This window comes from Rhizobium sp. AB2/73 (assembly GCF_020871915.1).
In the GTDB taxonomy this organism is placed as follows: domain Bacteria; phylum Pseudomonadota; class Alphaproteobacteria; order Rhizobiales; family Rhizobiaceae; genus Rhizobium; species Rhizobium dioscoreae.
In genome coordinates, this window is record NZ_CP067071.1 from 1,437,637 (window position 1) to 1,464,445 (window position 26,809).

At 59.4% G+C, this 26,809-nt stretch carries 22 protein-coding genes and 1 pseudogene; 14 read left to right on the forward strand and 9 right to left on the reverse strand.

The features are described from left to right. Positions 1-49 precede the first annotated feature (49 nt). The 10 genes from I8E17_RS07260 to I8E17_RS07305 all read left to right on the forward strand — a co-directional run bounded on the left by I8E17_RS07260 (position 50) and on the right by I8E17_RS07305 (position 12,650). On the forward strand, positions 50-1,126 hold the full coding sequence (locus I8E17_RS07260) for a BMP family ABC transporter substrate-binding protein (RefSeq protein WP_069612139.1): 1,077 nt from the start codon (positions 50-52) through the stop codon (positions 1,124-1,126). Positions 1,127-1,271: 145 nt separating this feature from the next. Beyond that, positions 1,272-2,234: a galactofuranose ABC transporter, galactofuranose-binding protein YtfQ gene (gene ytfQ, locus I8E17_RS07265; protein WP_069612140.1), complete on the forward strand. Its 963-nt coding sequence runs from the start codon at positions 1,272-1,274 to the stop codon at positions 2,232-2,234. Between the two features lie 131 nt (positions 2,235-2,365). Further along, the gene (gene ytfR / locus I8E17_RS07270; RefSeq protein WP_069612141.1) at positions 2,366-3,889 is read left to right on the forward strand and encodes a galactofuranose ABC transporter, ATP-binding protein YtfR; all 1,524 of its coding nucleotides are present in this window, start codon (positions 2,366-2,368) and stop codon (positions 3,887-3,889) included. Continuing rightward, positions 3,886-4,914 carry an ABC transporter permease gene (locus tag I8E17_RS07275; RefSeq protein ID WP_113366756.1) on the forward strand — a complete coding sequence of 343 codons (1,029 nt, stop codon included), beginning with the start codon at positions 3,886-3,888 and terminating at the stop codon, positions 4,912-4,914. Before ytfR ends, I8E17_RS07275 begins: the two co-directional genes overlap by 4 nt. Further along, positions 4,911-5,879, forward strand: coding sequence for a galactofuranose ABC transporter, permease protein YjfF (gene yjfF, locus I8E17_RS07280; protein ID WP_069612143.1), 969 nt, complete (start codon positions 4,911-4,913; stop codon positions 5,877-5,879). The genes I8E17_RS07275 and yjfF overlap by 4 nt, the downstream gene beginning before the upstream one ends. 16 nt (positions 5,880-5,895) lie before the next feature. After that, the gene (locus I8E17_RS07285; protein WP_069612144.1) at positions 5,896-6,642 is read left to right on the forward strand and encodes a FadR/GntR family transcriptional regulator; all 747 of its coding nucleotides are present in this window, start codon (positions 5,896-5,898) and stop codon (positions 6,640-6,642) included. A gap of 102 nt (positions 6,643-6,744) precedes the next feature. Continuing rightward, entirely contained in the window at positions 6,745-8,106 is a 1,362-nt protein-coding gene (gene glmU, locus I8E17_RS07290; protein WP_069612145.1) for a bifunctional UDP-N-acetylglucosamine diphosphorylase/glucosamine-1-phosphate N-acetyltransferase GlmU, read from the forward strand. A 113-nt stretch (positions 8,107-8,219) separates the two neighbouring features. Further along, positions 8,220-10,046: a glutamine--fructose-6-phosphate transaminase (isomerizing) gene (gene glmS, locus I8E17_RS07295; RefSeq protein WP_069612146.1), complete on the forward strand. Its 1,827-nt coding sequence runs from the start codon at positions 8,220-8,222 to the stop codon at positions 10,044-10,046. A 177-nt stretch (positions 10,047-10,223) separates the two neighbouring features. Then, a complete protein-coding gene (locus I8E17_RS07300; protein ID WP_069612147.1) occupies positions 10,224-10,925 on the forward strand; it encodes a DUF502 domain-containing protein in 702 nt (233 codons plus the stop codon). Positions 10,926-11,162: 237 nt separating this feature from the next. Next, complete coding sequence (locus tag I8E17_RS07305) at positions 11,163-12,650, forward strand: esterase-like activity of phytase family protein (protein WP_229002108.1); 1,488 nt, start codon at positions 11,163-11,165, stop codon at positions 12,648-12,650. A gap of 44 nt (positions 12,651-12,694) precedes the next feature. On the opposite strand, the gene recG is transcribed toward I8E17_RS07305, so the two are convergent. Beyond that, the gene (gene recG, locus I8E17_RS07310) at positions 12,695-14,800 is read right to left on the reverse strand and encodes an ATP-dependent DNA helicase RecG (protein ID WP_069612297.1); all 2,106 of its coding nucleotides are present in this window, start codon (positions 14,798-14,800) and stop codon (positions 12,695-12,697) included. Positions 14,801-14,973: 173 nt separating this feature from the next. Here recG and I8E17_RS07315 point away from each other — a divergent pair, with 173 nt between their 5' ends. Together I8E17_RS07315 and mfd are read left to right on the forward strand one after the other, a co-directional pair. Next, complete coding sequence (locus I8E17_RS07315) at positions 14,974-15,288, forward strand: succinate dehydrogenase assembly factor 2 (protein WP_069612149.1); 315 nt, start codon at positions 14,974-14,976, stop codon at positions 15,286-15,288. Beyond that, complete coding sequence (mfd, locus tag I8E17_RS07320) at positions 15,285-18,785, forward strand: transcription-repair coupling factor (protein WP_069612150.1); 3,501 nt, start codon at positions 15,285-15,287, stop codon at positions 18,783-18,785. Before I8E17_RS07315 ends, mfd begins: the two co-directional genes overlap by 4 nt. Positions 18,786-18,794: 9 nt before the next feature. On the opposite strand, the gene ubiA is transcribed toward mfd, so the two are convergent. Next, complete coding sequence (gene ubiA / locus I8E17_RS07325) at positions 18,795-19,709, reverse strand: 4-hydroxybenzoate octaprenyltransferase (RefSeq protein ID WP_069612298.1); 915 nt, start codon at positions 19,707-19,709, stop codon at positions 18,795-18,797. Between the two features lie 151 nt (positions 19,710-19,860). Next, positions 19,861-20,283, reverse strand: coding sequence for a RidA family protein (locus I8E17_RS07330; RefSeq protein ID WP_069612151.1), 423 nt, complete (start codon positions 20,281-20,283; stop codon positions 19,861-19,863). A 167-nt stretch (positions 20,284-20,450) separates the two neighbouring features. Here I8E17_RS07330 and I8E17_RS07335 point away from each other — a divergent pair, with 167 nt between their 5' ends. Beyond that, positions 20,451-21,038 (forward strand): TetR/AcrR family transcriptional regulator, encoded by a 588-nt coding sequence (locus tag I8E17_RS07335; protein ID WP_069612299.1) that lies wholly within the window; start codon positions 20,451-20,453, stop codon positions 21,036-21,038. 81 nt (positions 21,039-21,119) lie between these two features. Here I8E17_RS07335 and I8E17_RS07340 read toward each other — a convergent pair. The 4 genes and pseudogenes from I8E17_RS07340 to I8E17_RS07355 all read right to left on the reverse strand — a co-directional run. After that, a pseudogene (locus I8E17_RS07340) lies at positions 21,120-21,224 on the reverse strand (disulfide bond formation protein DsbA); the annotation flags it as partial. Between the two features lie 12 nt (positions 21,225-21,236). Beyond that, the gene (locus tag I8E17_RS07345; RefSeq protein WP_069612152.1) at positions 21,237-22,094 is read right to left on the reverse strand and encodes an MBL fold metallo-hydrolase; all 858 of its coding nucleotides are present in this window, start codon (positions 22,092-22,094) and stop codon (positions 21,237-21,239) included. A gap of 20 nt (positions 22,095-22,114) precedes the next feature. Next, complete coding sequence (locus tag I8E17_RS07350; protein WP_069612153.1) at positions 22,115-22,441, reverse strand: hypothetical protein; 327 nt, start codon at positions 22,439-22,441, stop codon at positions 22,115-22,117. 6 nt (positions 22,442-22,447) lie between these two features. After that, entirely contained in the window at positions 22,448-22,993 is a 546-nt protein-coding gene (locus tag I8E17_RS07355) for a sugar ABC transporter (protein ID WP_069612154.1), read from the reverse strand. Between the two features lie 169 nt (positions 22,994-23,162). Between I8E17_RS07355 and I8E17_RS07360 the strand changes: the two genes are divergently transcribed. Further along, on the forward strand, positions 23,163-24,062 hold the full coding sequence (locus tag I8E17_RS07360) for a LysR substrate-binding domain-containing protein (protein ID WP_069612155.1): 900 nt from the start codon (positions 23,163-23,165) through the stop codon (positions 24,060-24,062). Between the two features lie 164 nt (positions 24,063-24,226). Here the strand turns inward: I8E17_RS07360 and I8E17_RS07365 are convergent, their stop codons facing one another. Together I8E17_RS07365 and I8E17_RS07370 are read right to left on the reverse strand one after the other, a co-directional pair. Then, positions 24,227-24,898, reverse strand: a complete 672-nt coding sequence (locus I8E17_RS07365) for a DsbA family oxidoreductase (RefSeq protein WP_069612156.1) — start codon at positions 24,896-24,898, stop codon at positions 24,227-24,229. Positions 24,899-24,992: 94 nt separating this feature from the next. Continuing rightward, on the reverse strand, positions 24,993-26,804 hold the full coding sequence (locus I8E17_RS07370; protein ID WP_069612157.1) for an extracellular solute-binding protein: 1,812 nt from the start codon (positions 26,802-26,804) through the stop codon (positions 24,993-24,995). Between the last annotated feature and the right edge of the window lie 5 nt (positions 26,805-26,809).

Genomic DNA, 26,809 nt, shown 5'->3' on the forward strand with positions numbered 1-26,809 from the left:
AACGACCGGACGGATTTCTGCAAAACATGTCAAACCAGTAGGGGTAACCATGAAAAAGCTAGCACTCGCCCTCACAACGACAGCCGCCGCCATCGTTGGTTTCGCTGCCGCTGCTGAAGCAGCACCGACCAAGGTCTGCTTTGTCTATGTCGGTTCGCACACGGACGGCGGCTATTCGCAGGCGCATGATCTCGGCCGTCAGCAGATCCAGAAGGAATTCGGCAACAAGATCGAGACGCCTTATCTCGAAAACGTACCGGAAGGCCCGGACGCCGAGCGCGCCATCGAGCGTCTCGCACGCTCCGGCTGCTCGCTGATCTTCTCCACCTCGTTCGGCTTCATGGATGCGACTGTCAAGGTTGCCGCCAAGTTCCCGAAGGTAAAGTTCGAGCATGCAACCGGCTTCAAGAGCGGCCCGAATCTCGCGACCTACAACTCGCGCTTCTATGAAGGCCGCTATATCCTCGGCCAGATCGCCGCCAAGATGTCGAAGAATCATGGTGCCGCTTACATCGCGTCCTTCCCGATCCCGGAAGTCGTCATGGGCATCAACTCCTTCGAGCAAGGCGCCCGTTCGATCGATCCGAGCTTCAAGCTGAAGGTCGTATGGGTCAACACCTGGTTCGATCCCGGCAAGGAAGCTGATGCCGCCAAGGCCATGGTCGACCAGGGCGTCGATATCCTGACGCAGCACACCGATACGACGGCGCCGATGCAGGTGGCTGAAGAGCGCGGCATCCATGCTTTCGGCCAGGCCTCCGACATGATCAAGGCTGGCCCGAAGGCGCAGCTGACGGCGATCGTCGATACCTGGGGCAACTACTACTCCAAGCGCGTTCATGCGCTGCTCGATGGCACGTGGAAGTCCGAACAGAGCTGGGACGGGCTGAAGGACGGCATCCTGAAGATGGCGGACTATACGAACATGCCCGACGACGTGAAGAAGATGGCCCAGGAAACCGAAGCCAAGATCAAATCCGGCGAGCTCGCGCCCTTCACCGGCCCGATCAACAAGCAGGACGGCACGCCCTGGCTGAAGGCCGGTGAAAAGGCTGACGACGGCACGCTGCTCGGCATGAATTTCTACATCGAAGGCGTGGACGACAAGCTGCCGGCTTCGAAGTAAGTTCCATCCAATAGTTAAAGTTGAGAAAAGGGCGCCTCGGGCGCCCTTTTTTGTTGCGCTGCATCATCGAATGTCGATTTACAAAAGTATTACTATATGATTTTTTTGACAGTGGGCCTGAGGAGATGGCCTTTGGGAGATAATCATGAAGTTTAAGACCGCACTCGTTAGTGCTACGATTCTCGCTGCCTGCATGTTTACGTCGGCGTCGGCTAAAGACCTGGTTGTCGGCTTCTCGCAAATTGGTTCGGAGTCTGGCTGGCGCGCGGCAGAGACCACGTTGACCAAGCAGGAAGCCAAGAAGCGCGGCATCGACCTGAAATTCGCTGACGCGCAGCAGAAGCAGGAAAACCAGATCAAGGCGATCCGGTCCTTCATCGCGCAAGGCGTCGATGCGATCCTGCTGGCGCCCGTCGTCGAAACCGGCTGGGATGCCGTTCTGAAGGAAGCCAAGGAAGCAAAGATCCCGGTCATCCTGCTTGACCGCACGGTCGCCGCGCCGAAGGACCTTTATCTGACGGCTGTCACGTCTGACCTGGTTCATGAAGGCAAGGTTGCCGGCGACTGGCTCGTGAAGACAGTCGGCGACAAGAAGTGCAATATCGTCGAGTTGCAGGGCACGACCGGTTCCTCGCCGGCCATCGCTCGCAAGAAGGGCTTTGAGGAAGCCATCAAGGGTCATGACAACCTGAAGATCGTTCGCAGCCAGACCGGCGATTTCACCCGCGCCAAGGGCAAGGAAGTCATGGAAAGCTTCCTGAAGGCTGAAAACGGCGGCAAGGATATCTGCGCGCTCTACGCTCATAACGACGATATGGCCGTCGGCGCCATTCAGGCGATCAAGGAAGCCGGCCTGAAGCCGGGCAAGGACATCCTGACCGTGTCGATCGATTCGGTTCCGGATCTCTTCAAGGCCATGGCTGCCGGTGAAGCCAACGCAACCGTGGAGCTGACGCCGAACATGGCTGGTCCGGCCTTCGATGCACTCGACGCCTACCTGAAGACCAAGAAAGAGCCGCCGAAGTGGATCCAGACGGAATCCAAGCTCTATACCCAGGCCGATGATCCGCAGAAGGTCTACGAGCAGAAGAAGGACCTCGGCTACTAAGACGAAAGCCCATCGCACCGGATCGGCAATGCCGCGCCGGTGCGATATCGTGTGCAAGATGCCGGCGCACTCGTCGAATGCGCCGGCTATCGCTTTCGCAATTTTATTCATTCCAAGGAAATTCGCGCTTCATGGCTCACGATGTAGAGCGACTTCTGACGGCGACAGGTTTTTGTAAATATTTCCCTGGTTCGACCGCTCTCGATCATGTCGATTTCACATTGATGCGCGGCGAGGTTCACGCGCTGCTCGGTGAAAACGGTGCCGGAAAATCGACCTTGATCAAATGCATGACCGGCGCCTATCGCCGCGATGCGGGCACTCTGGTTCTCGACGGGGCCGAGATCGATCCGCATGATACGCTTGCCGCTCAGAAGCTCGGTATTGGAACCGTCTACCAGGAAGTGAACCTGCTGCCCAATCTGAGCGTGGCGGAAAACCTGTTTCTTGGTCGCCAGCCGCGGCGGTTCGGTATGGTCAGCAGCCGCGTCATGAATAAGATGGCGAGAGATCTGCTGTCGCAATATGGTCTGGATATCGACGTCGGCCGCCAGCTCGATCGTTTTTCAGTCGCCATTCAGCAGGTGATCGCCATCGCCCGCGCGGTCGATCTCTCCGGCAAGGTCCTCATTCTCGATGAGCCCACCGCGAGCCTGGATACGCATGAAGTCGAAATGCTGTTCGGTATCGTCAGGCGATTGAAACAGCGCGGACTGGGAATTGTCTTCATCACGCATTTTCTGGAGCAGGTTTACGAAATCTGCGATCGCATCACTGTTCTCCGCAACGGCCGGCTGGTCGGCACGCGCGAGGCGGACGGTCTTCCGCGGCAGACCCTGATCGCCATGATGCTCGGCCGCGAACTCGCCGAGACTGAAAGCACGATCAAGCAGAGCGAGACGGAAAGCGGCCCGGTCAAATATCACTTCACGAATTTCGGCAAGCGCGGCAAGATCAAGCCTTTCGACATGGAGGTGCGCGTCGGCGAAGTCGTCGGCATTGCCGGCCTGCTCGGGTCGGGGCGGACGGAGACCGCCGAAGTGCTCTTCGGCGTCGAGCGCGCCGACAGCGGCGAGGCGAAGATCGAAGGCAAGCCCATTGCACTTTCCAGTCCGCGCGCCGCGATCAAGAGTGGCTTCGGCTTTTGTCCGGAAGACCGCAAGACCGACGGGATCATCGGTGATCTCTCCATTCGCGAAAATATCGTCATGGCGCTGCAAGCAAGGCGGGGCTGGGCAAGGCCCTTGCCGCGCAGCGAGCAGAACGCCATCGCCGATCGCTACATCAAGGCGCTGGATATCCGCACGACCGACCGGGAAAAGCCGATCAGGCTCCTTTCAGGTGGTAACCAGCAAAAGGCGATTCTTGCGCGCTGGCTGGCGACCAATCCGAGCTTCCTCATCCTGGATGAACCGACGCGCGGCATCGATGTCGGTGCCCACGCGGAAATCATCCGATTGATCGAGGATCTTTGCCGGCAGGGAATGTCCCTGGTGGTCATTTCGTCCGAGCTCGAGGAGCTTGTCGCCTATAGTTCGCGAGTCATCGTCCTGCGCGACCGCGAACATATTGCTGAGTTGACCGGCAGTGAGATAACGGCCGGAAATATCGTCGAGGTTATCGCCACGGCTCAAAAGACGCGGGAGGACGCATGAGCTCGCCAATCAAAACCTCCTTGCTTCGGCTGATGCCTCAGCTCATTGCACTCGCGGTTATTCTTCTGTTGAATTTCATCATGTTCCCGCATTTCTTTCATCTGGAGGTTCAGAATGGAAGGCTCTACGGAAGCTTGGTAGACGTACTCAATCGCGGTGCGCCGGTAGCGCTGCTCGCCATCGGCATGACGCTCGTCATTGCCACGAAAGGAATCGATCTGTCCGTCGGGGCGGTCATCGCGATTTGCGGTGCTGTCGCGGCCTCCTCGATCGTTGCCGGCTACTCGCTTTCCTATACGCTGCTGTTGACGATCGGCATCGGTCTGGCCTGTGGCCTCTGGAACGGATTCCTCGTCGCCATACTCGATATCCAGCCCATCATCGCGACCCTGGTGCTGATGGTGGCAGGGCGGGGCATTGCGCAATTGATCACTGAGGGTGCGATCCTCACCTTCAACAACGATGGACTGATCTTCCTTGGCAGCGGCTCCTTCGCCGCCCTGCCGATGCCTGTCGTGATCTGGCTTGTCGCTGCGCTTCTGGTGATCGCTCTAGTGCGGCGTACGGCTCTCGGAATGCTGGTCGAAGCCATCGGCATCAATCGCCGGGCAAGCACCTTGTCCGGTATCCGGACCCCGGTCCTGCTGATTGCGGTTTACGCATTGAGCGGCCTTTGTGCCTCCATCGCCGGCATCATCGTCACGGCCGATATCAAGGGTGCGGACGCCAACAATGCCGGTCTGTGGCTTGAGCTGGACGCGATCCTTGCGGTCGTGGTCGGCGGCAATTCGCTGCTTGGCGGCCGTTTCAGCATTGTCGGTTCGCTGATCGGCGCGATGATCATTCAATCGGTCAATACGGGCATCCTGCTCTCCGGCTTCCCGCCGGAGTTCAATCTGGTGATCAAGGCGATCATCGTTATCGTCATTCTGGTCATCCAATCCCCCGCCATGCAGTCCGCAACCGCATTCTTCTGGCGCCGGCGCGGCGAGGGGCAGATGGTGCAAAAGGAGCAGGCAAAGTGAATTCGAAATATCTCCCGCTGCTTGCGACCATCGTCATTTTCATTCTGGCTTATGCCGGCTGCGTGACACAGTATCCCAACATGCTGTCGACGCGCGTGGTCGGCAACCTTTTGACCGATAATGCCTTTCTCGGTATCGCAGCTGTCGGCATGACATTCGTCATCATCTCCGGCGGAATTGATCTGTCCATCGGATCGGTCATTGCCTTTACCGGCGTGTTCCTGGCGATCATTCTTCGCGATACCACGGTCCATCCCCTGATCGCTTTCGCTCTGGTTCTTGTGATCACGACAATTTTTGGCGCCGGCATGGGCGCCATCATCCACTATCTCAGCATGCCGCCCTTTATCGTGACGCTGGCCGGCATGTTCCTGGCGCGGGGCATCGCCTTCGTGCTGTCGATCGACAGCATTCCGGTAGAGCATGATTTCTACTCTCAGCTCAATGATCTCTATTGGCTGATGCCCGGCGGCGGCCGGCTGACTTTGATCGGCGGTCTCATGCTGCTCGTCTTTGCCGGCGGCATCGTGCTGGCGCATCGCACCCGTTTCGGTGCCAATGTCTACGCGCTGGGTGGGGGTGCGCAGACCGCGGAGCTGATGGGCGTGCCGGTGGGAAGAACGACGATCCAGATCTACGCTCTGTCCGGCTTTCTTGCCGGTCTATCCGGAATCGTTTTTTCCATTTATACCTCGGCGGGATATTCGCTTGCCACGGTCGGCGTCGAACTCGATGCGATCGCTGCCGTGGTTATAGGCGGAACGCTGCTGACGGGAGGAGCGGGGTTCGTCGGAGGAACACTCATCGGAATTCTCATACAGGGCTTGATTCAGACCTACATCACCTTCGATGGAACGCTTTCCAGCTGGTGGACGAAGATATTGATCGGCTTGTTGCTGTTTGCCTTTATTCTGATGCAGAAGGGACTTCTGCTGCTCTCCCGCTTGAATCGACGATATGCCTGAGGGAGGGACAGAGCGCTTGCGCGACCGATTGCTTGAGACCGGAAAATCAGAGGGAAAATCGCGCACGAGCCACGCTCAGGTGGTCGATGAGCTGGGCAAGGCGATCGTCTCCGGCGCGTTTCCGATCGGAAGCATTCTTCCCGGCGACAGCGAGCTTCTGCAACGATTCAAGGTATCGCGCACGGTCCTGCGCGAGAGTATGAAGACTTTGGCCGCAAAGGGGCTTGTGGTGCCGCGTGCGCGCGTGGGCACGCGCGTCACCGAGAAGATCCATTGGAACATGTTCGACAACGAGGTGCTCAACTGGCATTTCGAAAGCGGCGTCAACAAGGAGTTCCTTCTCCATCTTTACGATATACGCATGGCATTCGAGCCTTTTGCCGCAAGCCTCGTGGCGGAAAGGGCCAGTCGAGAGGACATCGAACTGCTTCGCAGTCTAGCCGCTGCCATGGCAGCGCCGCATCATACCTCCGATAGTCTCGCGGTCGCCGATCTGCATTTCCACCTGGCAATTACGGAGGCTTCGCAGAACCCATTCATGCGATCGCTGGGCGGACTTATCGAAGCTGCACTCGTCGGCATGTTCCGCATGAGCGCACCGCCTTCAACCAATGGCTTCGCCAATATTGCGGATACGCATATGGCTATAGTGGACGCGATAGCGGCGCGTGACGGCCTTTCGGCCCATAAGGCGATGGAGTTCGTGATCATCGACGGGCGCCAACATGTTCTCGAAGCTTTCGAGGCTCTTGCCGAAGCCTGAATGCCGCCTTCAATTTCGCCGTAGTTCATCGCTCGACTTGTTGATATGAGGGGAGTCGCCCGGTCCCCGGGCGGCGCTTGACCGTATATCTCGGAGCTTGAAATGGAACGCAGCTGCCTCGCCATCATCCTCGCCGCCGGCGACAGTACCCGCATGAAGTCGTCGATGTCGAAGGTCCTGCACCCGATTGCCGGGCGTCCGATGATCGCCCATGTCATGGAGGCGATCGCCAGGACCGGAATTTCAGCGGCGGCTCTGGTGGTCGGGCGCGATGCGGATGAGGTCAGCGCCGCAGCATCGATCGGCGATATTACCGTCGAATCCTATCTGCAGAAGGAGCGGCTCGGCACGGGTCATGCCGTGTTGGCGGCGCGCGAGGCGATTGCCCGCGGATATGACGATATTATCGTTGCCTATGGTGATGTCCCTCTGCTGACCGATGTGCCGCTTCGTGCGGCCCGCCAGGGATTGGCCGATGGCAATGACATCGTCGTCATCGGCTTTCATACGGAGCATCCCAATGTCTATGGCCGTTTGCTGGTCAAGGATGGCGAACTGATCGCCATTCGAGAAGCCAAGGACGCCACCGATGCCGAACTGGCGATAAAGTGGTGCAATAGCGGGCTGATGGCGATCAATGGCCGCAAGGCGCTGGAGCTTCTCGACCGCATCGGCAACAACAACGCCAAGGGCGAATATTATCTCACCGATCTCGTCGAGATCGCCCGCTCGCTGGGCGGCCGTGCCGTTGCGGTCGATGCGCCCGAGGTCGAAATGACCGGCTGCAACAACCGGGCCGAGCTCGCCTTCATCGAGCGCCTCTGGCAGGAGCGGCGCCGGCAGGAGCTTATGCTGTCGGGCGTGACCATGGTCGCGCCAGAAACCGTGTTCCTCGCCTATGACACCGTGATCGGCCAGGATGCGTTGATCGAACCGAATGTCGTCTTCGGTCCTGGCGCGGTGATCGAGGGGGGCGCGGTCATCCATGCCTTCTCGCATATTGAGGGCGCCCATGTCAGCGCCGGCGCGACGGTCGGGCCCTTTGCGCGGCTGCGTCCGGGCGCGGATCTCGCCGGCGGTGCCAAGGTCGGCAATTTCTGCGAGGTCAAGAACGGCAAGATCGGCGAGGGTGCCAAGGTCAATCATCTGACCTACATCGGCGATGCGACGATCGGCGCCGGCAGCAATATCGGCGCTGGCACGATCACCTGCAACTATGATGGGGTCAACAAGCATGAGACGCATATCGGCGCCAATGCTTTCGTTGGGTCCAACTCATCGCTGGTCGCGCCCATCCGCATCGGCAACGGCGCATATATTGCTTCCGGCAGTGTCATCACCGATGATGTTCCGGCCGATGCGCTGGCTTTTGGCCGGGCTCGCCAGGAAATAAAGCCGGAGCGGGCCAAGGCAATCCGCGAGCGAGCTCTTGCCATCAAGGCAGCGAAGAAGGGCGGCCACTAAAACTCGCGTATCGACGTAACGGTCAGAAATCGAAAGTGACCGTGACGGCAATTGAGAAAATCGCAGGAATGATTAGGACTTGCCTTCATATCTGAGGCCAGACGGAGAGCTGTATGTGCGGTATTGTGGGGATCGTCGGAACGAAGCCTGTGGCGGAGCGCCTGGTGGATGCGCTGCGGCGCCTCGAGTATCGCGGCTATGATTCGGCCGGAGTTGCGACGATCCATGACGGCGTGATGGATCGCCGCCGCGCGGAGGGAAAGCTCTTCAATCTGGAAAAGCGTCTCGAGTCGGATCCTTTGCCAGGCACGACCGGCATTGCGCATACGCGCTGGGCAACCCACGGCGTTCCGAATGAAACCAATGCTCATCCGCATTTCGTCGAAGGTGTTGCTGTCGTCCACAACGGCATTATCGAGAACTTCTCCGAGCTGCGCGAAGAGCTGAAGGCCGAAGGGCAGGAATTTGCCTCGCAGACGGATACGGAAGTTGTCGCTCATCTATTGGCGAAATACGTTCGCGAAGGCCTGGACGCACGTTCGGCCATGCTCAAAATGCTGAACCGTGTGACGGGCGCCTACGCATTGGCCGTGATGTTTCAAAACGATCCCGGCACGCTGATGGCGGCGCGTTCTGGCCCGCCACTCGCGGTCGGCTACGGCAAGGGCGAGATGTTCCTCGGCTCGGATGCCATCGCACTTGCGCCTTTCACCAACGAAATCACCTATCTCGTCGATGGTGACTGCGCCATCGTTAGCCATGCCGGCGCGACCATTCTCGATTTCAGCGGCAACGAAGTGAACCGGCCGCGGCAGATTTCCCAAGCGACCGCCTACGTGGTCGACAAGGGCAATCACCGTCACTTCATGGAAAAGGAAATCTACGAACAGCCGGAGGTCATCTCCCATGCGCTGAGCCATTACGTCGATTTCGCCAGCCATCGCGTGCGCCCGGATGTCTCGGCCATAGATTTCGGCGGCGTATCCGGTCTGGCTATTTCTGCCTGCGGCACCGCCTATCTTGCCGGCCTGATCGGCAAATACTGGTTCGAGCGCTATGCGCGCCTGCCGGTCGAAATCGACGTGGCCTCCGAATTCCGCTATCGCGAAATGCCCTTGTCGCCGTCGCAGGCGGCGCTGTTCATTTCACAATCCGGCGAAACCGCGGATACCTTGGCTTCGCTGCGCTATTGCCGGGACAACGGCCTGAAGATCGGCGCCGTGGTCAACGTCAGGGAATCGACCATCGCGCGTGAATCCGACGCGGTGTTTCCGATCCTGGCTGGTCCCGAGATTGGCGTCGCATCGACGAAGGCTTTCACCTGCCAGCTTGCGGTTCTTGCGTCGCTCGCGATCGGAGCGGGCGTCGCTCGCGGTACGGTCAGCGCCAAGGATGAACAGGAAATGGTGCGCCATCTCGTCGAGATGCCGCGTATCATGGCGCATGTTCTGAATATCATCCAGCCGCAGATGGAAAGCCTGTCGCGCGAAATCTCGAAGTTCAAGGATGTGCTCTATCTCGGGCGTGGCACCAGCTTCCCGCTCGCCATGGAAGGCGCGCTGAAGCTGAAGGAAATCTCTTATATCCACGCCGAAGGCTATGCGGCCGGCGAATTGAAGCACGGACCGATCGCGCTGATCGACGAGAATATGCCCGTCATCGTCATTGCTCCGCATGACCGCTTCTTTGACAAGACCGTTTCCAACATGCAGGAAGTGGCGGCGCGCGGCGGCCGAATCATCTTCATCACCGATGAGCTTGGCGCGGCAGCTTCGACGTTGCCGACCATGGCGACAATCACCTTGCCCGTCGTTGATGAGATCATCGCGCCGATCATATTCTCGCTGCCGATTCAATTGCTTGCCTATCATACGGCTGTCTTCATGGGCACGGACGTCGATCAGCCGCGCAATCTCGCCAAATCGGTCACCGTGGAATAGGACAACTTCCGTCCCGCATTTGCCGTCACGTCGTCGTGAGCTGGACGTTTGTTCGGCTCGCGGACGCAGCTGGCGGGTTGTATGCCGCGCTGATTTCTGGCACGATTCCCATACTGAGGTGGTGGGGAGGATTTGCCGGGTAGCGGTAGGCGGCGGAACGGAGTTTTCGAGCGGCGAATGACTGAAAAACTCATCAAGATGTCCGTGACGACGCGGATCAGAAACAATTTCCTGGCCGGCCTGATTATCTGCGCACCGATCGCCATCACGCTCTGGCTGACCTGGTCCGTCGTTCATTGGGCCGATAGCTGGGTTCGCCCCTATATTCCCGCGCGCTACGATCCTGAAAGCTATCTGAACTTCGCCGTTCCGGGGACCGGTCTGGTGATCGCGATGATCTTCATCACGATCGTCGGTTTCCTCGCCAAGAACCTGATCGGCCAGAGCATCGTCCGCTTCGGGGAGTCGATCGTCAACCGCGTGCCGCTGGTGCGGACCATCTATAAGAGCGTCAAACAGATCTTCGAGACTGTGTTGAAAGAGCAGGGCACATCCTTCAAGAAGGTCGGGCTGATCGAATATCCAAGCCCAGGCCTCTGGTCCATGGTATTCATATCGACCGATGCCAAGGGTGAGATTGCTTCGAAATTCAATGCCATGGGTCAGGACATGGTTGCGGTCTTTCTGCCGCCGACACCTGTGCCCACGGCCGGCTTTCTGGTTTTCGTTCCACGCGAAAAGATCACGGTGCTCGACATGAGCCCGGAGGATGGCGCCAAACTGCTGATCTCGGGCGGACTTGTATCGCCCGAATACAAGGAAGAGCTCGTCGCGGCAAAGGGGCTGCCCCGGCCAGTTCCGATAAAATCGCTGACTTAGAAACACTCCCGTTCCTGTCGTAGATTGCCTGGCCTCGCGTATCGCGCGAGCTGTCATGTCTCTATCATATTGACGCCTTAGATCGTCCTACGGGACAGGCAATCGGATGCATCGCATCATCGAACATTCGGAGTTTCGACCCCGGCTGTTGTTTTTCGGCGCGGCTTGAGAGCGGGTCGGAGATGGATCTCATTGTCTCCATACGTATTTTCACTGGAGGATATTGTCTTGAAATATATGCATTCGAAGAGCTTGCCGCTGTTGTCGGCCGCGCTGGCAGCATTTGTTTTTTCTGCACCAGTCGCGGCGCTTGCCGATAATTCCATCGCAGTCCAAGGCGTGACGCTCGTCAACAAGGGACGTGTCGCGGTCGGTCGTATCCCCGCCAATCTGCGCGACAAGTTCGGCGAGACCTTCGGTTCCGGTTCGGGAATGTCGATCGACACCAAGAGCTGGGTCCGCAATGCCGACGGCACCTATAAGGGTTCGCTCTGGCTGCTGCCGGACCGCGGCTATAATGTCGCCGGCACCACCGATTATCGCGGGCGTCTCAACACCATCGATATCAAGCTGACTCCGGTCGCTCCCGGCGCGACGCCGTCGGCCGGCCAGGAACAGTCGGGCGTCGAAGCCAAGCTCGCGGATACTCTGCTTTTGAAAGACAACAAGGGCAACGAAACCACCGGGCTCGACCCCGCCAACGGCGTTCGCCAGGCAGAAGGCGGCATGCCGCTTTTGCCGCAAGCACCGAACGGCAAGATCTCGCTCGATAACGAAGCTATTGCTCGGCTGCCCGACGGTTCGATGTTCATCAGTGACGAATACGGTCCTTACATCTATCGCTTTTCGGCGGATGGGCGCATGATCTCGGCCACCGCACCGCCGGCGGCGTTTCTGCCGATGCGCCACGGCGCCGTGAATTTCTCCTCAAATAATCCCGGTCCCGGTGAAGCCGCGCCCGATCCGAAGGATCCAACCAGCGGGCGTCAAAATAATCAGGGCTTCGAGGGGATGTCCCTGACGCCGGACGGCAAGTTCCTGATCGTCGTGCTGCAGTCCGCGACCCGCCAGGATGGTGGCGATTCCAGCTCTACCAGGCAGAATACACGCGCCCTGGTCTATGATGCTGCCGATCTCGACCATCTGAAACTGGTGCACGAATATGTCGTGCCTCTCCCGGTCTTTACCAATGACAAAGGCAAGACGGCCGTCGCCGCGCAAAGCGAAATCGTGGCGCTCTCACCGACAAGCTTCCTGATGCTGGCGCGCGACAGCAACAATGGCTATGGCCAGAAGGGCGATAAATCGCTCTATCGCAGCATCGTTGCAGTCGATGTGTCCGCTGCCACCGATATTGCCGGCGGCAAGTTCGACGGCGACACGGCTGTCGCGCCAAAGGGAGTTCTTGATCCCTCCGTCAAGCCGGCTGTCCTCAGCCAGTTTATCGACATCAACGACAGCGCTGATCTTGCGCGCTTCGGTCTGCACAATGGCGCGCCGAACGACCGCAACAACCTCTCGGAAAAGTGGGAGGCTATGTCGATCGTCAGCGTTCAGGACCCGAAGCTGCCCGACGACTACTTCCTGTTCGTTGCCAATGACAACGACTTCATCACCCAGGACGGTTTCCAGGTCGGAGCCGCCTACAAGGATGAAAGCGGTGCCGATGTCGACACCATGTTCCAGGTGTTTCAGATCACCATTCCCGGCCTCGCCGCAAAGTAATGTCGTGAGAGACAGGGATGGACGCGGCTAACGCGTCCATCCGCTTACCCCGCTCGCAGGAACCGGATCGCCTCGTCGCGGCGGAAGAGATAGAGCAGGGTGCGTACCGCACTGCCGCGCTCGCTGGTGAGCTCCGGATCACGCTCAATGAGATAGGCGGCATCCTTGCGGGCGATTTCCAGAAGATCGGCGTGGGCTTCGAGGCTGGCGATGCGGAAGCCAGGTGTGCCGGACTGGCGCGTCCCCAGAAGCTCGCCTTCGCCGCGCAGCTTCAAATCTTCCTCGGCAATGCGGAAGCCGTCTTCCGTCTCGCGCATGATCGACAACCGGGCATGTCCGGTTTCGCCGAGCGGCCCTTTGTAGAGTAGGATACAGGTCGAGGCTTCGTCACCGCGTCCGACGCGGCCGCGCAGCTGATGCAGCTGTGCAAGGCCGAAACGCTCGGCATGTTCGATGACCATGATGGTCGCATCCGGCACGTCGACGCCCACTTCAACGACGGTCGTGGCGACCAGGAGGCGGATCTCGCCATTCTTGAAGGCCATCATCACGGCGTCTTTTTCCGGGCCGCTCATCCGGCCATGAATAAGGCCGATGCTGGGGCCGAGCGCCTTGGTTAATGTCTCATGGCGCTCTTCGACGGACATTAAATCGGATTCTTCGGATTCCTCCACAAGTGGGCATATCCAATAGGCTTTTTTACCTTCGGATAGCGCGCTTCTCAGACGCGCGACGATGTCGCCGGTTCGCTCGTTCGGAATGGTGATCGTCTGGATCGGCTTGCGTCCCGCGGGCTTCTCGGTGAGCTTCGAAACGTCCATATCGCCGAAGGCGGCGAGCACCAGCGTCCGCGGTATGGGCGTCGCGGTCATCACGAGCATATGAGGAGAGATGCCCTTCGCGGTCAGGCGCAGGCGTTGGTGAACGCCGAAGCGGTGCTGCTCGTCGACGACAGCAAGCATGAGGTTGGCATAGGCGACGCTGTCCTGGAAAAGCGCATGGGTGCCGATTATGATCTGTGCTTCCCCGGAAGCAATGCGTTCCAGGATCGCATCCCGCTCGCGTCCCTTCGTGCGGCCTGTCAGAACTTCGATGGAAAGGTTTGCACTCGCTGCGAATTTTGCAATCGTTGCATGATGCTGGCGGGCGAGAATTTCGGTCGGCGCCATCAGCACGGCCTGGCCGCCGCTTTCGATCACGGCGGCAATCGCCATCAGTGCCACCAGTGTCTTTCCCGCACCGACATCGCCTTGCAGCAGCCGAAGCATGCGCGCAGTGCCCGCCATATCGTTGAGAATATCGGCAACCGCTTCACGCTGGCTGTTCGTCATCGAGAAGGGCAGGGATTCCAGTATCTTGCGGCTGATTTCTCCAGTTGCATGCACCGGCTGCCCCGCAACCTTGCGCAGCCTTTGGCGCACGAGAGAGAGCGACAATTGCCCCGCCAGGAATTCATCATAGGCAAGCCGGCGGTGCGCGGGAGATTGCGGATCGATATCCGCTGCATCCCTCGGCGTATGCAGCATGTGGAAGGCGTCGGAGATCGAGGGGAAGCCCTGCTTCTGCGTAAGGGCTATGTCATCCCACTCGGGCAGCTGCGGGATGCGCGGCAGCGCCGCCTCGATGGTCTTGCGCAGGAACTTCGGCGTGAGGCCGGCGGTTAGCGGATAGACTGGCTCGACGAGCGGCAGGTTCTCCGCCTCGCTCTCGCGCATGATATAGTCGGGATGCACTATGGACGGCCGGCCGTTGAACCAATCGACCTTGCCGCTGACGGTAACGGTTTCATTGATCGGCAGCTGCTTTTCGAGCCATTGCGCCTTGCCACGGAAGAAGACCAGCGCCAATTCTCCGGTCTCGTCGTGCAGATAGACGCGATAGGGAACGTTGCTACGCGCATTCGGCGGCGGCTGGTGTCGGTCGACACGGCCGGTAATGGTGACGATGGCCCCCTGCGGCGCTCTCGCGATACCAGGCTGCTCGCGTCGGTCGATGATCGAATGCGGCGCGTGGAAAATCAGGTCGATGACCCGGCAATCGTCGATCGTTTCGCGGTCGAGCAGCTTCACCAGCAGCTCGGATACCTTGGGGCCGACGCCGGGCAGCGAAGAGATGGAGGCAAACAGCGGGTCGAGGATAGCGGGACGCATGGCCGGCAAAATGCGACGGGCAGGGCGCATTTGGCAAGGGGCAGCGGAGAACTCGATCCCTTTGAGCCCGACACTCCCCGGAAAATTGCATCGCAGGTGCTTTTTTCTTAAAAACCGGTTCCCACCTGTGAGCGCTGGTTTTATAGAGACGCATCAACATAAAGGTGTTTTTGATGACTGGGCTGACCCTCAGCAGTGCCGATCTCGATCCTCGCCGTCGGCGCATCCTTTTCCGTTGTTGGCATCGCGGCATCCGCGAGATGGACCTGGTCTTCGGCCAGTTTGCCGACAACGAGTTGCCGAACTTGCTCGACGCCGAACTCGACGAGCTCGAGCGCATCATGGGCGAGGAGGATAACGATCTCTTGAAGTGGATCCTCGGCAGCCAGCCGACGCCGCAGCATTTGCAGACGCCTCTCTTTGAGCGCCTGGCCTCCTACAAGCCTGATTTCGAAGAGATCGCCGAAAGGTTCGGATTAACGAAATGATCCCCGGTTTCGACGCGAAGAAGCTGCTCGCCGCCAGCGAGCCGATGACGATCGGTCATGTTCCGGCCGGCCTGGAGCCGTTCCTGATTGCCGAAATGGCAAAGGCCGGCCAGCCGATCGCCTATGTCATGTCGGACGGCCAGCATATGGCCGATGTCGAACAGATGCTCGGCTTCATCGCGCCCGAAATCCCGGTTCTCACCCTGCCTGCCTGGGATTGCCTTCCCTACGACCGCGTTTCTCCAAGCTCCGACACCTCGGCCCGGCGCCTGGCGGCTTTGTCCGGCCTGATCGCGCATCATCGCAAGCCGCATGCGGCGATCGTGCTGGTGACCGTCAACGCTATGCTGCAGAAGGTGGCGCCACAGGACATTATCGAGAGCCTGGCGTTCTCGGCCCGTCCCGGCAATCAGGTCCGGATGGACGACATCGCGGCCCGCTTGGAGCGTAACGGTTTCGATCGTGTCGCAACGGTACGTGAGGTCGGTGAATATGCGGTGCGCGGCGGCATTCTCGATGTTTTCGTTCCCGGCACGGAAGAGCCGGTGCGCCTGGATTTCTTCGGCGATACGCTGGAAAGCATCCGCAGCTTCGATCCGGCAAGCCAGCGCACGACGGGACAAGTGCGTTCGCTTGATCTCAATCCGATGAGCGAAGTGACACTGACGCCGGATACGATCAGCCGCTTCCGCAAGAACTATCTCTCCGCCTTCGGCGCCGCCACGCGCGACGATGCGCTCTATCTCGCCGTATCCGAAGGTCGGCGATACGCCGGCATGGAACATTGGCTGCCGCTCTTCTATGAGAAGCTGGAGACGGTTTTCGATTATCTCAAAGGCTTCCGCTTGGTCACGGATCACACCGTGCGCGAGGCGGCCGAGGAGCGCTCCAAGCTCGTCTTCGATTATTACGACGCCCGCCTGAATTCCGGCCAGCAGGCCAAGGGGCAAATGGCACAGGGCACGCCCTATAAACCGGTCACTCCGGGTCAGCTCTATCTCGACGGCAAGGCCTTCGGCAATGCGCTTGATGCCTTCGGCGCCATCCGCATCTCGCCCTTCAACGAACATGAGGGCGAGGCCCGCCGCGTCATCGAGCTTGACGCCCGCCAGGGGCCGCGCTGGGCGCGCTCCGCCACCGATGGCGCCGACAGCGAGCGTGTCAACGTCTTTGATGCCGTGGTCAAGCATATCGGTGACAAGCGGGCGGCGGGCGGTAAGGTGCTGATTTCGGCCTGGACCGAAGGCTCTCTCGATCGCCTGCTGCAGGTGCTCTCCGAGCATGGGCTGGCGCGCGTCAAGACCATCGAAGCCTTTAAGGATCTCAACGGTCTGGCAAGGGGCGAGGCAGCTGCCGCCGTACTGAGCCTCGAAGCCGGTTTCGAGGCTGGCGATCTCATCGTCATCGGCGAGCAGGATATTCTCGGCGACCGCATGGTGCGCCGCTCGAAGCGTCGCAAGCGCGCCGCCGACTTCATCTCGGAAGTGGCAGGCTTGGATGAAGGCTCGATCGTCGTTCACGCCGAGCATGGCATTGGCCGTTTCGTGGGATTGAGGACCATCGAGGCCGCCGGCGCACCGCATGCCTGCCTTGAGCTGCAATATGCCGACGATGCCAAACTGTTCCTGCCGGTTGAAAATATCGATCTGCTCTCGCGCTTTGGCGGTGAGGGCACTGAGGCACAGCTCGACAAGCTCGGCGGCGGCGCTTGGCAGATGCGTAAGGCGAAGCTCAAGAAGCGCCTTCTGGATATCGCTGGCGACTTGATCCGTGTTGCGGCCGAGCGTCTGACGCGCCATGCGCCGGTGCTGACCTCACCCGAGGGGCTCTATGACGAGTTTGCCGCGCGCTTCCCCTATGACGAGACCGATGACCAGATGAACGCCATCGAGGCGGTGCGCGAGGATCTCGGCGCCGGCCGGCCGATGGACCGCCTCGTCTGCGGCGACGTCGGTTTCGGCAAGACGGAAGTGGCGCTTCGTGCCGCTTTCGTCGCCGCTATGAATGGTGTGCAGGTCGCCGTCGTCGTGCCGACGACCCTGCTTGCCCGGCAGCATTTCAAGACCTTTTCCGAGCGCTTCCGCGGTCTGCCGATCCGCGTGCAGCAGGCATCCCGTCTGGTTGGCGCCAAGGATCTGGCGCTGACCAAGAAGGAAGTGGCCGAAGGCAAGACCGATATCGTCGTCGGCACGCATGCGCTGCTCGGCGCCGGCATCAGCTTCGCCAATCTCGGCCTGCTTATCATCGACGAGGAGCAGCATTTCGGCGTGAAGCACAAAGAACGCCTCAAGGAGCTGAAGAGCGACGTGCACGTGCTGACGCTTTCGGCGACGCCGATCCCGCGCACGCTGCAGCTGGCGATGACGGGTGTGCGCGAACTGTCGCTCATCACCACGCCGCCGGTCGACCGCATGGCGGTGCGCACCTTCATTTCGCCTTTCGATTCGCTCGTGATCCGCGAAACGCTGATGCGCGAGCATTATCGCGGCGGCCAGAGCTTCTATGTCTGTCCGCGTCTCGCGGATCTCGCCGATATCCACGCCTTCCTGCAGTCGGATGTGCCGGAGCTGAAGGTGGCCGTTGCGCATGGCCAGATGCCGGCCGGTGAGCTGGAAGACATCATGAACGCCTTCTACGAAGGCCGTTACGATGTGCTGCTGTCGACGACCATCGTCGAATCCGGTCTCGACGTGCCGACGGCCAATACGTTGATCGTTCACCGCGCCGATATGTTCGGCCTTGCCCAGCTGTATCAGCTGCGCGGGCGCGTCGGCCGCTCGAAAGTACGCGCCTTTGCGCTGTTCACCCTGCCGGTCAACAAGGTTCTGACGACAACGGCAGAGCGCCGGCTGAAAGTGCTGCAGTCGCTGGATACGCTCGGCGCCGGCTTCCAGCTTGCGAGTCACGACCTCGACATCCGCGGTGCCGGCAATCTGCTTGGCGAGGAACAGTCAGGCCATATCAAGGAAGTCGGTTTCGAGCTTTACCAGCAGATGCTCGAAGAGGCCGTCGCCGAGGTCAAGGGCGTCGATGAGATCCAGGATACCGGCTGGTCGCCGCAGATCTCCGTCGGCACGCCGGTCATGATTCCCGACGACTACGTGCCGGACCTGCATCTGCGCATGGCGCTCTATCGCCGCCTCGGCGAGATTACCGAGTTGAAGGAGATCGATAGTTTCGGAGCCGAGATGATCGATCGCTTCGGCCCCCTGCCGATCGAGGTGCAGCATCTCCTCAAGATCGTCTACATCAAGTCGCTCTGCCGCATCGCCAATGTCGAGAAGCTGGATGCCGGCCCGAAGGGCGTCGTCGTGCAGTTCCGCAACAAGGAATTCCCGAACCCCGCCAACCTTGTCGGCTATATCGCCAAGCAGGGCACGATGGCCAAGATCCGCCCCGACCAGAGCGTCTTCCTGACGCGCGATCTGCCAACGCCGGAAAAGCGGCTGCAGGGGGCGGCCGTGGTCATGACGCAGCTGGCGGAATTGGCGAAGTAGTTGCTCCGCTTAGAGCGTTCCGGCAAAGGTTCCTGCAGCCAGCAGTACGCCCGTCAGGATATTCGCCAGAAACAGCCGGTAATTGACCTCGGGGCGTGAAAGATCGAGGCGCCAGGTCTGCCAGCCGAGATGCACGGCTATGACGAGCATTCCGATGGCATAGGACAGCGACATGCCCGTCAGCCAACCACCGGCGGACCATGCCACGATGGCAATGGCATAGAACAGGCCGATATATGCCTTGCCGCGCGAGCCGAACAGGATGGCGGTCGATTTTAAGCCCAGTCGCGTATCGTCGCGAACGTCGACATAGGCGTAAACGGTATCGTATCCGATCTGCCAGGCGATAGCGCCGAGCCACATCAGAGCCGCGCCGACAGGAATCGCGCCTGTGACTTCCGACCAGGCCATCAGCATTCCCCAATTGAATGCCGCACCAAGAATGGCCTGCGGCCAATATGTGAAACGCTTGCAGAGCGGATAGACAAACACGAACGGCAAGACGCTGATCGCGACAAGGCGTGTCAAGGGCGTCAGAAAAAACAACAGCGAGGCAGCCAGTGCCAGTTCGGCCGCAAGAAACAGCACGGCCTGCGGCACGCCGATCTGTCCGCTCGCCAATGGCCGAAAGCGTGTACGCTCGACATGCCCATCAAACTTTCGATCCGCAATGTCGTTGACAGTCGAGCCCGCGCTTCTCATCAGCAATGCGCCTAGCGAGAAAATGGCTAGCTGTCTGATATCTGGAAAGCCGTGTGAGGCTTGGATGAGCGCTGCCCAGCAGGGAAAAAGCGTCAGCCAAATGCCGACGGGCCGATCCAGCCGCGCAAGCCGCGTGTAGGGTCTCAACGCCGCAGGCAAACGGCGGTCCACCCAGTCACCCAGTTTTATATCGCTCAGATCGGGACGGGTGGATACGTTCATCATGGAAATCCGCAGTTTCATCGACGAAGAAAAATAGCGACTTCCACACATCTCGCAACGGCTGGAAGCGCGGCTGCGCCAATCTAGCTTTGAGGCCACATCCGGCCCGCGACGACTATTTTCCGCCGCGGGCCGAAATCTGATCATACCCTCAAGCCGCCTGCGGCTCACGCTTCTCCCTAGCATCTGGAATGCGCGCGATGACCTTGATCTCAAAATCGAAGCCCGCCAGCCAGTTGACGCCAACCGCCGTCCAGTTCGGATAGGGCTTTTCGGTGAAGATCCGGTTCTTGACGGTCATGATAGCGCCGAACTGCCGGTCCGGATCGGTGTGAAACGTGGTGACATCGATGATGTCGTCGAAGGTGCAGCCTGCGGCCTCCAGGGTTGCTCTCAGATTGTCGAAGGCGAGTTCGACCTGTTTTTCGAAATCCGGCTCCGGGCTTCCATCCGCACGGCTGCCGACCTGACCGGAGACGAACAGCAGGTCGCCCGAACGGATTGCAGCGGAATAGCGGTGCTCCTCATAAAGCGCATGCCTGTTCTTCGGAAAGACTGCGTTGCGTGTCGTCATAGTGTCGGCTCCCATTCGGGTTGACGTGAAAGATGGAAAGAACGCAATTTGGCGCGAGGCTTCCAAACTGCCGTCTCATTTGATATACGATGCGTATGTGAAATATTGATATGAGCGGCGTATGTCAATATTTCAAATACGAAACGTATGTGAAATTTGAGGGTGATATGGCAAAGCGCCTGGAAACGATGGAAGAGAATCGCAACAAGCTGATTGCCGCTGCGCGGAGAGCTTTCGCGGAGAAAGGATTTGCGGCGGCTTCAATGGATGAGTTGACGGCGGATGCCGGCCTGACGAGAGGCGCCCTCTATCACAATTTCGGTGACAAGCGTGGATTGCTCGCCGCAGTCGTCGATCAGATCGACAATGAGATGGCGTTGCGGGCGAAGGAAATCGGCGCACAGGCGGATGGTGACTGGCAAAGCCTGCTTGCGGAAGGCGAGGCCTACATCAAGATGGCGCTCGATCCGGAGGTCCAGCGCATCGTCCTGCTCGACGGGCCGGCAGTTTTGGGCGATCCCTCGAAATGGCCTAGCCAGAACAGCTGCCTCGCCGGCACCCGGTTGACGGTGTCAAAGCTTCTGGAACAAGAGGTGGTCAAACCGGTCGATCCCGAGGCGGCAGCCCGGCTCATTTCAGGCGCAGCGCTGAATGCCGCCCTCTGGGTTGCGGCCAGCGACAATCCGGCGGAAGTGCTGCCCAAGGCGATAGAAGCCTTCCGGGCGATGGCTTCGGGATTGCTGGCAAAGACCTGATGCCAGTCATGGCTCAGCTGCTTCCGCGATCGGCGATTCGCGGAAGCCCTTGCGGCTCTGATCGAAAAAGCGGAAGCCCGTTTAGTTCATCCCCGCGCGCGATTCCGCCTTCATCTTGGCGATATCGTGCAGCGCACCGGCAGGCACGTCCGGCATCTGGGCGCCGCTGACGGCATATTGCTGGTCTTTTGAGCGGCGTCAATTTTGCTGATGATGAGGTCCCGCATAAGTCACGCCGTAGGCTCCGGTCGTTCGCTCGATATGCGCAAAGCCGAGTTCGCCCAGGTGCATACCGGCGATCAACAGCCGCTCCGAGCTGACGAGTTCCAATAGCCTTGATCGCGTCGATGCTGCCAGATGTGGATCCTGATCAAAGGCGATCGATACATCCGGTCGTGCAATCTGGATCGAGGGAAAGTGGACAATATCTCCCCAGACCAACAGATTCTTGTCACCGGAATTGAGACGATAGCCCGTGTGCCCTGGGGTATGGCCGGGAAGTGGCATCGCAGTGATGCCGGGAAGCACCTCGCCGGCATCGAAAGAGCGCAGCCTGCCGCGATAGCCGTCGAACGCTCGACGCGCGAGGATAAAGTTGCCGCGGGCGCGCTCCGGCGCTCGGCTCAAATTGCCGTCATCCCGCCAGAAGGCGATTTCGCGATCGTGGACGACAAGCTCGGCGTTCGGGAAGGTGGCGTCTCCGCAAGCGTTCATCAGCCCTCCGATGTGATCCGGATGGGCATGTGTCAGCAGGATCGTGTCGATATCGAGAGGCTGGATGCCGGCCAGAGCGAGATTGGTTTCCAGCCGGCCACCCCATCGTTTGAAACCACCCGCTCCCGCGTCGATCAGGACCGTGCGGCCGCCACCACGCACCATGTAGCAGTTGATATGGATCGAGGCAGGGTCTTCTATCCCCGTATTCGCCTGCATCCGAGAGGCATCTGCCGGGTCGATATCCGAGAGGAGGTCGAGGCTGGCAGCAAGGTAGCCGTCGCTGATGGCGGTAATTGTTAAGTCGCCAACCTGCTGGCTGGGAAACGCTGGATTAGTCATTGTTGTCTCCAACCAGCCGCTCAATTTCTCGCGTAGAGGCATGCAGCTCCATAGCCGAAGCAACGGATGCGCGCGGTGAGGGCGAGCTTGTATTTGATGGCGTCATCCAGGCCTTGCATGAAGCGATCCATGACCGCCGGCGTGCGAAAGGGTTCAAGGCGATATCGGATGTCTGCAAAGACCTTATGTCCTCGGCCGGAGCGGACAGCGACATAGATGACATGCACGTTGGTCAATGCAGCTCCAAGGATGCCCGTGCAAAGTTCGGTGCATTGCTCCGTGAGATCGGCAAGTGCTTCGTCGTCCGGCATGCTTTCTGCGGGGATAAAGATTGTGACGTTCGGCATCAGAACCTACCGCGCTGTCTCGGAAGCGGCATTCCTGCCGCTCGTCAATTGTGTCGTCATCGGTTCGTAGACATGAACATCCCTCGGGAGATGCCGAATGTCTGCAATTGAGGAGCGCTTCACCTTGGCGAGCCAACGGTGCTCCGGGACTTTCTCCATTGCCACCGCATGCATTGTGGACGGGGTGAGGCCCAGGCGGGTGAGGGGCTCGGGGCCATGGGCGCTTAGCACCAGATATTCGTCTTCACCGATTGCCGGCGCTCGCTCGATGCCATCATAAAGGTTTCGGTGCCAATCGGTGATGTGCTGCTGCCAGCGCGCAAAATTTCCACCGCCCTTTCGGCGATATTCCTCACCCGTCAGAACATCGAGGCCATCGATCGAATGCATGGCAAGATAAACCGGGCAATTGCGGCTGATTGCCTTCAAGCGCTGCGAGGTGTGAAAGCCACCCACCGAAATCAGGGCTGGGAGCTTATCCAGGCTATAGAAGTCGTTCCACTCCGCTTCGCTGGCTGGATCGGCAAAGCTGCATTCCACCGTGTAGATCATCGTATCACCTTTAACTGCAAGCACTGGCTTTTGGTCTTGTTTCTCATTGACATTTGATCATGATAGAGCGCCATTCGTCGCTGATATATCGATATCGGCTCATGCTTTAGTGATCAAATATCAAGGCAGCAGTCGTTCGAGTGCCGAACCATCACGTCGGGAGCTGCCCATGCGCCGCAAAATTCCAAGCAATTCTGCACTCCTGGCGTTCGAGGCGTCGGCTCGCCATGGAAGCTTCGCTCGCGCTGCCGACGAGTTGGCGCTGACCGAAGGAGCGATCAGCCGCCAGATAAGCCGGCTCGAAGCCTTTCTCGGTGTCACGTTGTTTGAGCGGGTCGGTAATCGTGTTCGGCTCTTGCCGAATGGAGAGCGCTATGCCCTACAGGTTCGTGAGTCACTGGATCGGCTGGAGCGCGACAGTCAATATCTGATGGGGCAGCCCAATGGCGGCGCGAATATCGATATCGCCACCATCCCGACCTTCGCCGCGCGCTGGCTTATTCCCCGTCTTGGGCGGTTCCGCGAAAAGCACCCGAATATTATCGTGCATCTCGCCGAACGGATGGAGCCTTTTGTCCTTGCTGGAAGTGGGTTTGATGCCGCGATCCATTTCGATCACCCTGCCTGGACCGGAATGAGAGTGCATCGACTATTGCAGGAGACGTTGGTTCCGGTTTGCCATCCGACGCTTCTCGGTAGCGCGGAAGCGCCGCCATCTCTCGATGAACTGCCGCGCCTTCACCGACGCCAGAATCCGGACGCCTGGCAACGCTATGCGCAGGAGGCCGGGATTGTGCTGACCAATCCTGCGATTGGCCCGCGTTACGATCTTCACGTCATGCTGATTGAAGCTGCGCTCGCTGGACTGGGCGTCGCCCTGGTGCCACGTCTCTACGTCGAGACGGAGTTGGCAGAAGGTCGCCTCGTTGCGCCTTGGCCCGATGGTCAATCGATCTCCAAGACCTTTTGTCTCATCCTGCCGGAGCCGATCCGATTGAGCGACGGTCCGATCCAGGATTTTGCGAATTGGCTCCTCATGGAATCGCGGACGGCGGATATAACGATCTGACGGCCGTGGATTTATAGGCCTTGAGAACATCCGGATTAACGTGGCATTGGTTTTCGGTTTTTTACAGCGGTGGGGCTAGCCGTTTTGAAATCGTTTCCGCAAAAAGCGCCAAAAACGCCTGGCCGACGCCATTCCCTCCGGAATGGCGCCTCTGTGGATCTTGATCAATTCATCCCCGCGCGCGCTTCCGCCTTCATCTTGGCGATATCGCGCAGCGCACCGGCAAGCACGTCCGGCGTCTGGGCGCCGCTGACGGCATATTGCTGGTCGAAGATGAAGAAGGGCACGCCGTTGACGCCGATCTTCTGGGCGGCGTCAATTTCGCTGATGATGAGATCGCGGTCCGCATCGGAGGCAAGCAGCGTTGATATGACTGAACGGTCGAGCCCGGCTTCTTCGGCAATGTCGAGCAGCACGGCGTGATCGCCGACATTGCGACCTTGTTCGAAATTCGCCTTGAAGAGAGCATCCACCACCTTGTCCTGCTTTTCGCGGCTTTCGGTGACGGACCAATGAATAAGGCGATGGGCGTCGAGCGTGTTCGGGCCGATCTTGATGGCGTCGAAATCGAACTTGATACCCACCTCGCGGCCGAGCTCGGTCAGCATCTTGTGGCCCTGCGCGACGCGTTCCGCGCCGCCGAGCTTTTGCTCGAGCGCCTTCTTCTGGTCAACGCCCTCTGGGGGATAGTCGGGATTGAGCCGATAGGGTCGCCAGTTGAGATCGACGCCTACTTCGTCCTGTACCTCGGCAATCGCCAGCTCCAGACGGGCCTTGCCGAGATAGCACCATGGGCAGACGACGTCCGAGACGATGTCAATCGTGATGCGTTCCATGGTTTCATCCTTTCGGCTTTTTGGGCTGTTCCCCTCCATCTAGGCCTTTGTACCGATGGCTTCAACCGGTTACCGAAAGGGAACCATTGCGACGCTACTGCGCCGAAGCGTCCCACCACGCTGGCAAATAGTAGCCGTAAAGCGGCAGAATGCCTGGGTGAGCAATGCGGCTGCGCCGTGCCGCCCATTGCTGGTCGATATGATAGAGCGGCACGATATAATATCCGGAAATCAGCATCCGATCGAAAGAACGCACGGCGTCGCGGAAATCTTCAGCCGAACGCGCCATGAGAAAATGCGATATCAGAGTATCGACATCAGGGTCGGCGACGCCGACGAAATTGAGGCTGCCTTCGGTCTTGGCTGCAGCGGAGCTCCAGCGTCCCATTTGCTCGATGCCTGGCGATAGCGACGAAGGGTAGGACTTGATGATCATATCGTAGTCGTAGTTGATCGTCCGGAGCTGATACTGGGAATCGTCGACCGTACGAATCGTGACTGCGATGCCAAGCAACTCCAGCGACCGGCGATAAGGAAGCGCCATGCGCTCCTGGTCTGCATTCTGCGTCAATATCTCGAAGCTGAGCTGCCGGCCGTTTTTGTCGACCATCTTCTCGCCGCGGATCGTATAGCCACCCTCCTTGAGCAGAGCTACCGCCTTGCGCAGGATCTTACGGTCCCGCCCGGAACCGTCGCTGACGGGCAGCTTATAGGTGCCATCGAGCACGTCCGAATCGATGCGGTCCTTGATCGGACCGAGCATCGCGAGTTCGTGCGCATCCGCGGGAATGCCGAACGACGAAAGATCGGAATTCTGCCAATAGCTCTGGGTGCGCTGGTAGGCGCCCGAGTAGAGATTGCGGTTCATCCATTCGAAATCGAAGGCGAGGGTCAGTCCCTTGCGTACATTCTTATCGGCAAACATTGGCCGTCGTGTATTGAAGACGAAACCGAGCATCCCGCTCGGTATTTTGGGCCTGAAGGTCTCCTTGACGATGGCGCCGGAAGTTACCGCAGGGAAGTTGTAAGCCTGCTGCCAATGGCCCGGGCTGCCGTCCGGATAAATATCGACATCGCCTTTCTTGAAGGCTTCGAACAGCGTCGTGTCCTGCAGGAAGTAATTGACGGTGATTTCGTCATAATTGTCGATGCCGATCTTTGACGGAAGGTTCTTGCCCCAATAGTCGGAACGGCGCTCGAAGACGATGCGCTGGCCAGGATCGATGCTCTTGATCCTGTAGGGGGCGGAGCCGATCGGAATGCGGAGGGAAGTCTGGTCGAAAGTATTCGTGTCGATCGCATGTTTCGGCAGAATCGGCAGCGAAGAGGCGATGATGAGCGGCGTTTCCCGATTGGCCTTCTCGTTGAAGCGGATCAGCACGCTGTGCTCTCCGACCTTCTCCATGCTGGCGATGGTCTCGAGCCACGATGAGAAAGGGACGCGCCCTTTGTCGCGAAGAAGCTGGAACGTGAAGATCACGTCTTCCGGCGTCACCGGCTGCCCATCCGACCATTTAGCATCGGGATTGAGGTTGAACTGAATATAGCTTCGGCTCTCGTCCCATTCGACTGTCTGCGCAAGCAGCCCATACAGCGTAAAGGGCTCGTCGCGCGAGCGCACCATCAGCGGTTCGTAAACGAGGTTGCCATATTCCGGGTCCCACATGCCGCGTGCGGTCGTGCGCATGCTTTTCAGAATGAAGGGATTGAGATTGTCGAAAGTGCCGACGACGCCATAGCTGACGCGGCCGCCCTTTTTGACATCCGGATTGACGTAGGGGAAATGTTTGAAATCCGCCGGCAGCGCCGGATCTCCGTGCATGGCGATGCCGTAAAGCGGCTGAGCTGCCGCGGCGTTGCACAAGGTTGCGAAGAACAGGAGGGCAGCGATCCGGAGCGCTTGCATGGCAT

Coding starts and splice junctions, on each gene's coding strand:
- I8E17_RS07300 (WP_069612147.1), top strand. CDS start 10,224: ATGACTGAAAAACTCATCAAGATGTCCGTGACGACGCGGATCAGAAAC.
- I8E17_RS07370 (WP_069612157.1), bottom strand. CDS start 26,804: ATGCAAGCGCTCCGGATCGCTGCCCTCCTGTTCTTCGCAACCTTGTGC.
- I8E17_RS07360 (WP_069612155.1), top strand. CDS start 23,163: ATGCGCCGCAAAATTCCAAGCAATTCTGCACTCCTGGCGTTCGAGGCG.
- glmU (WP_069612145.1), top strand. CDS start 6,745: ATGGAACGCAGCTGCCTCGCCATCATCCTCGCCGCCGGCGACAGTACC.
- I8E17_RS07365 (WP_069612156.1), bottom strand. CDS start 24,898: ATGGAACGCATCACGATTGACATCGTCTCGGACGTCGTCTGCCCATGG.
- I8E17_RS07355 (WP_069612154.1), bottom strand. CDS start 22,993: ATGATCTACACGGTGGAATGCAGCTTTGCCGATCCAGCCAGCGAAGCG.
- I8E17_RS07260 (WP_069612139.1), top strand. CDS start 50: ATGAAAAAGCTAGCACTCGCCCTCACAACGACAGCCGCCGCCATCGTT.
- I8E17_RS07275 (WP_113366756.1), top strand. CDS start 3,886: ATGAGCTCGCCAATCAAAACCTCCTTGCTTCGGCTGATGCCTCAGCTC.
- I8E17_RS07350 (WP_069612153.1), bottom strand. CDS start 22,441: ATGCCGAACGTCACAATCTTTATCCCCGCAGAAAGCATGCCGGACGAC.
- glmS (WP_069612146.1), top strand. CDS start 8,220: ATGTGCGGTATTGTGGGGATCGTCGGAACGAAGCCTGTGGCGGAGCGC.
- I8E17_RS07345 (WP_069612152.1), bottom strand. CDS start 22,094: ATGACTAATCCAGCGTTTCCCAGCCAGCAGGTTGGCGACTTAACAATT.
- ubiA (WP_069612298.1), bottom strand. CDS start 19,709: ATGAACGTATCCACCCGTCCCGATCTGAGCGATATAAAACTGGGTGAC.
- I8E17_RS07305 (WP_229002108.1), top strand. CDS start 11,163: ATGCATTCGAAGAGCTTGCCGCTGTTGTCGGCCGCGCTGGCAGCATTT.
- recG (WP_069612297.1), bottom strand. CDS start 14,800: ATGCGTCCCGCTATCCTCGACCCGCTGTTTGCCTCCATCTCTTCGCTG.
- ytfR (WP_069612141.1), top strand. CDS start 2,366: ATGGCTCACGATGTAGAGCGACTTCTGACGGCGACAGGTTTTTGTAAA.
- ytfQ (WP_069612140.1), top strand. CDS start 1,272: ATGAAGTTTAAGACCGCACTCGTTAGTGCTACGATTCTCGCTGCCTGC.
- mfd (WP_069612150.1), top strand. CDS start 15,285: ATGATCCCCGGTTTCGACGCGAAGAAGCTGCTCGCCGCCAGCGAGCCG.
- I8E17_RS07315 (WP_069612149.1), top strand. CDS start 14,974: ATGACTGGGCTGACCCTCAGCAGTGCCGATCTCGATCCTCGCCGTCGG.
- I8E17_RS07330 (WP_069612151.1), bottom strand. CDS start 20,283: ATGACGACACGCAACGCAGTCTTTCCGAAGAACAGGCATGCGCTTTAT.
- I8E17_RS07335 (WP_069612299.1), top strand. CDS start 20,451: ATGGCAAAGCGCCTGGAAACGATGGAAGAGAATCGCAACAAGCTGATT.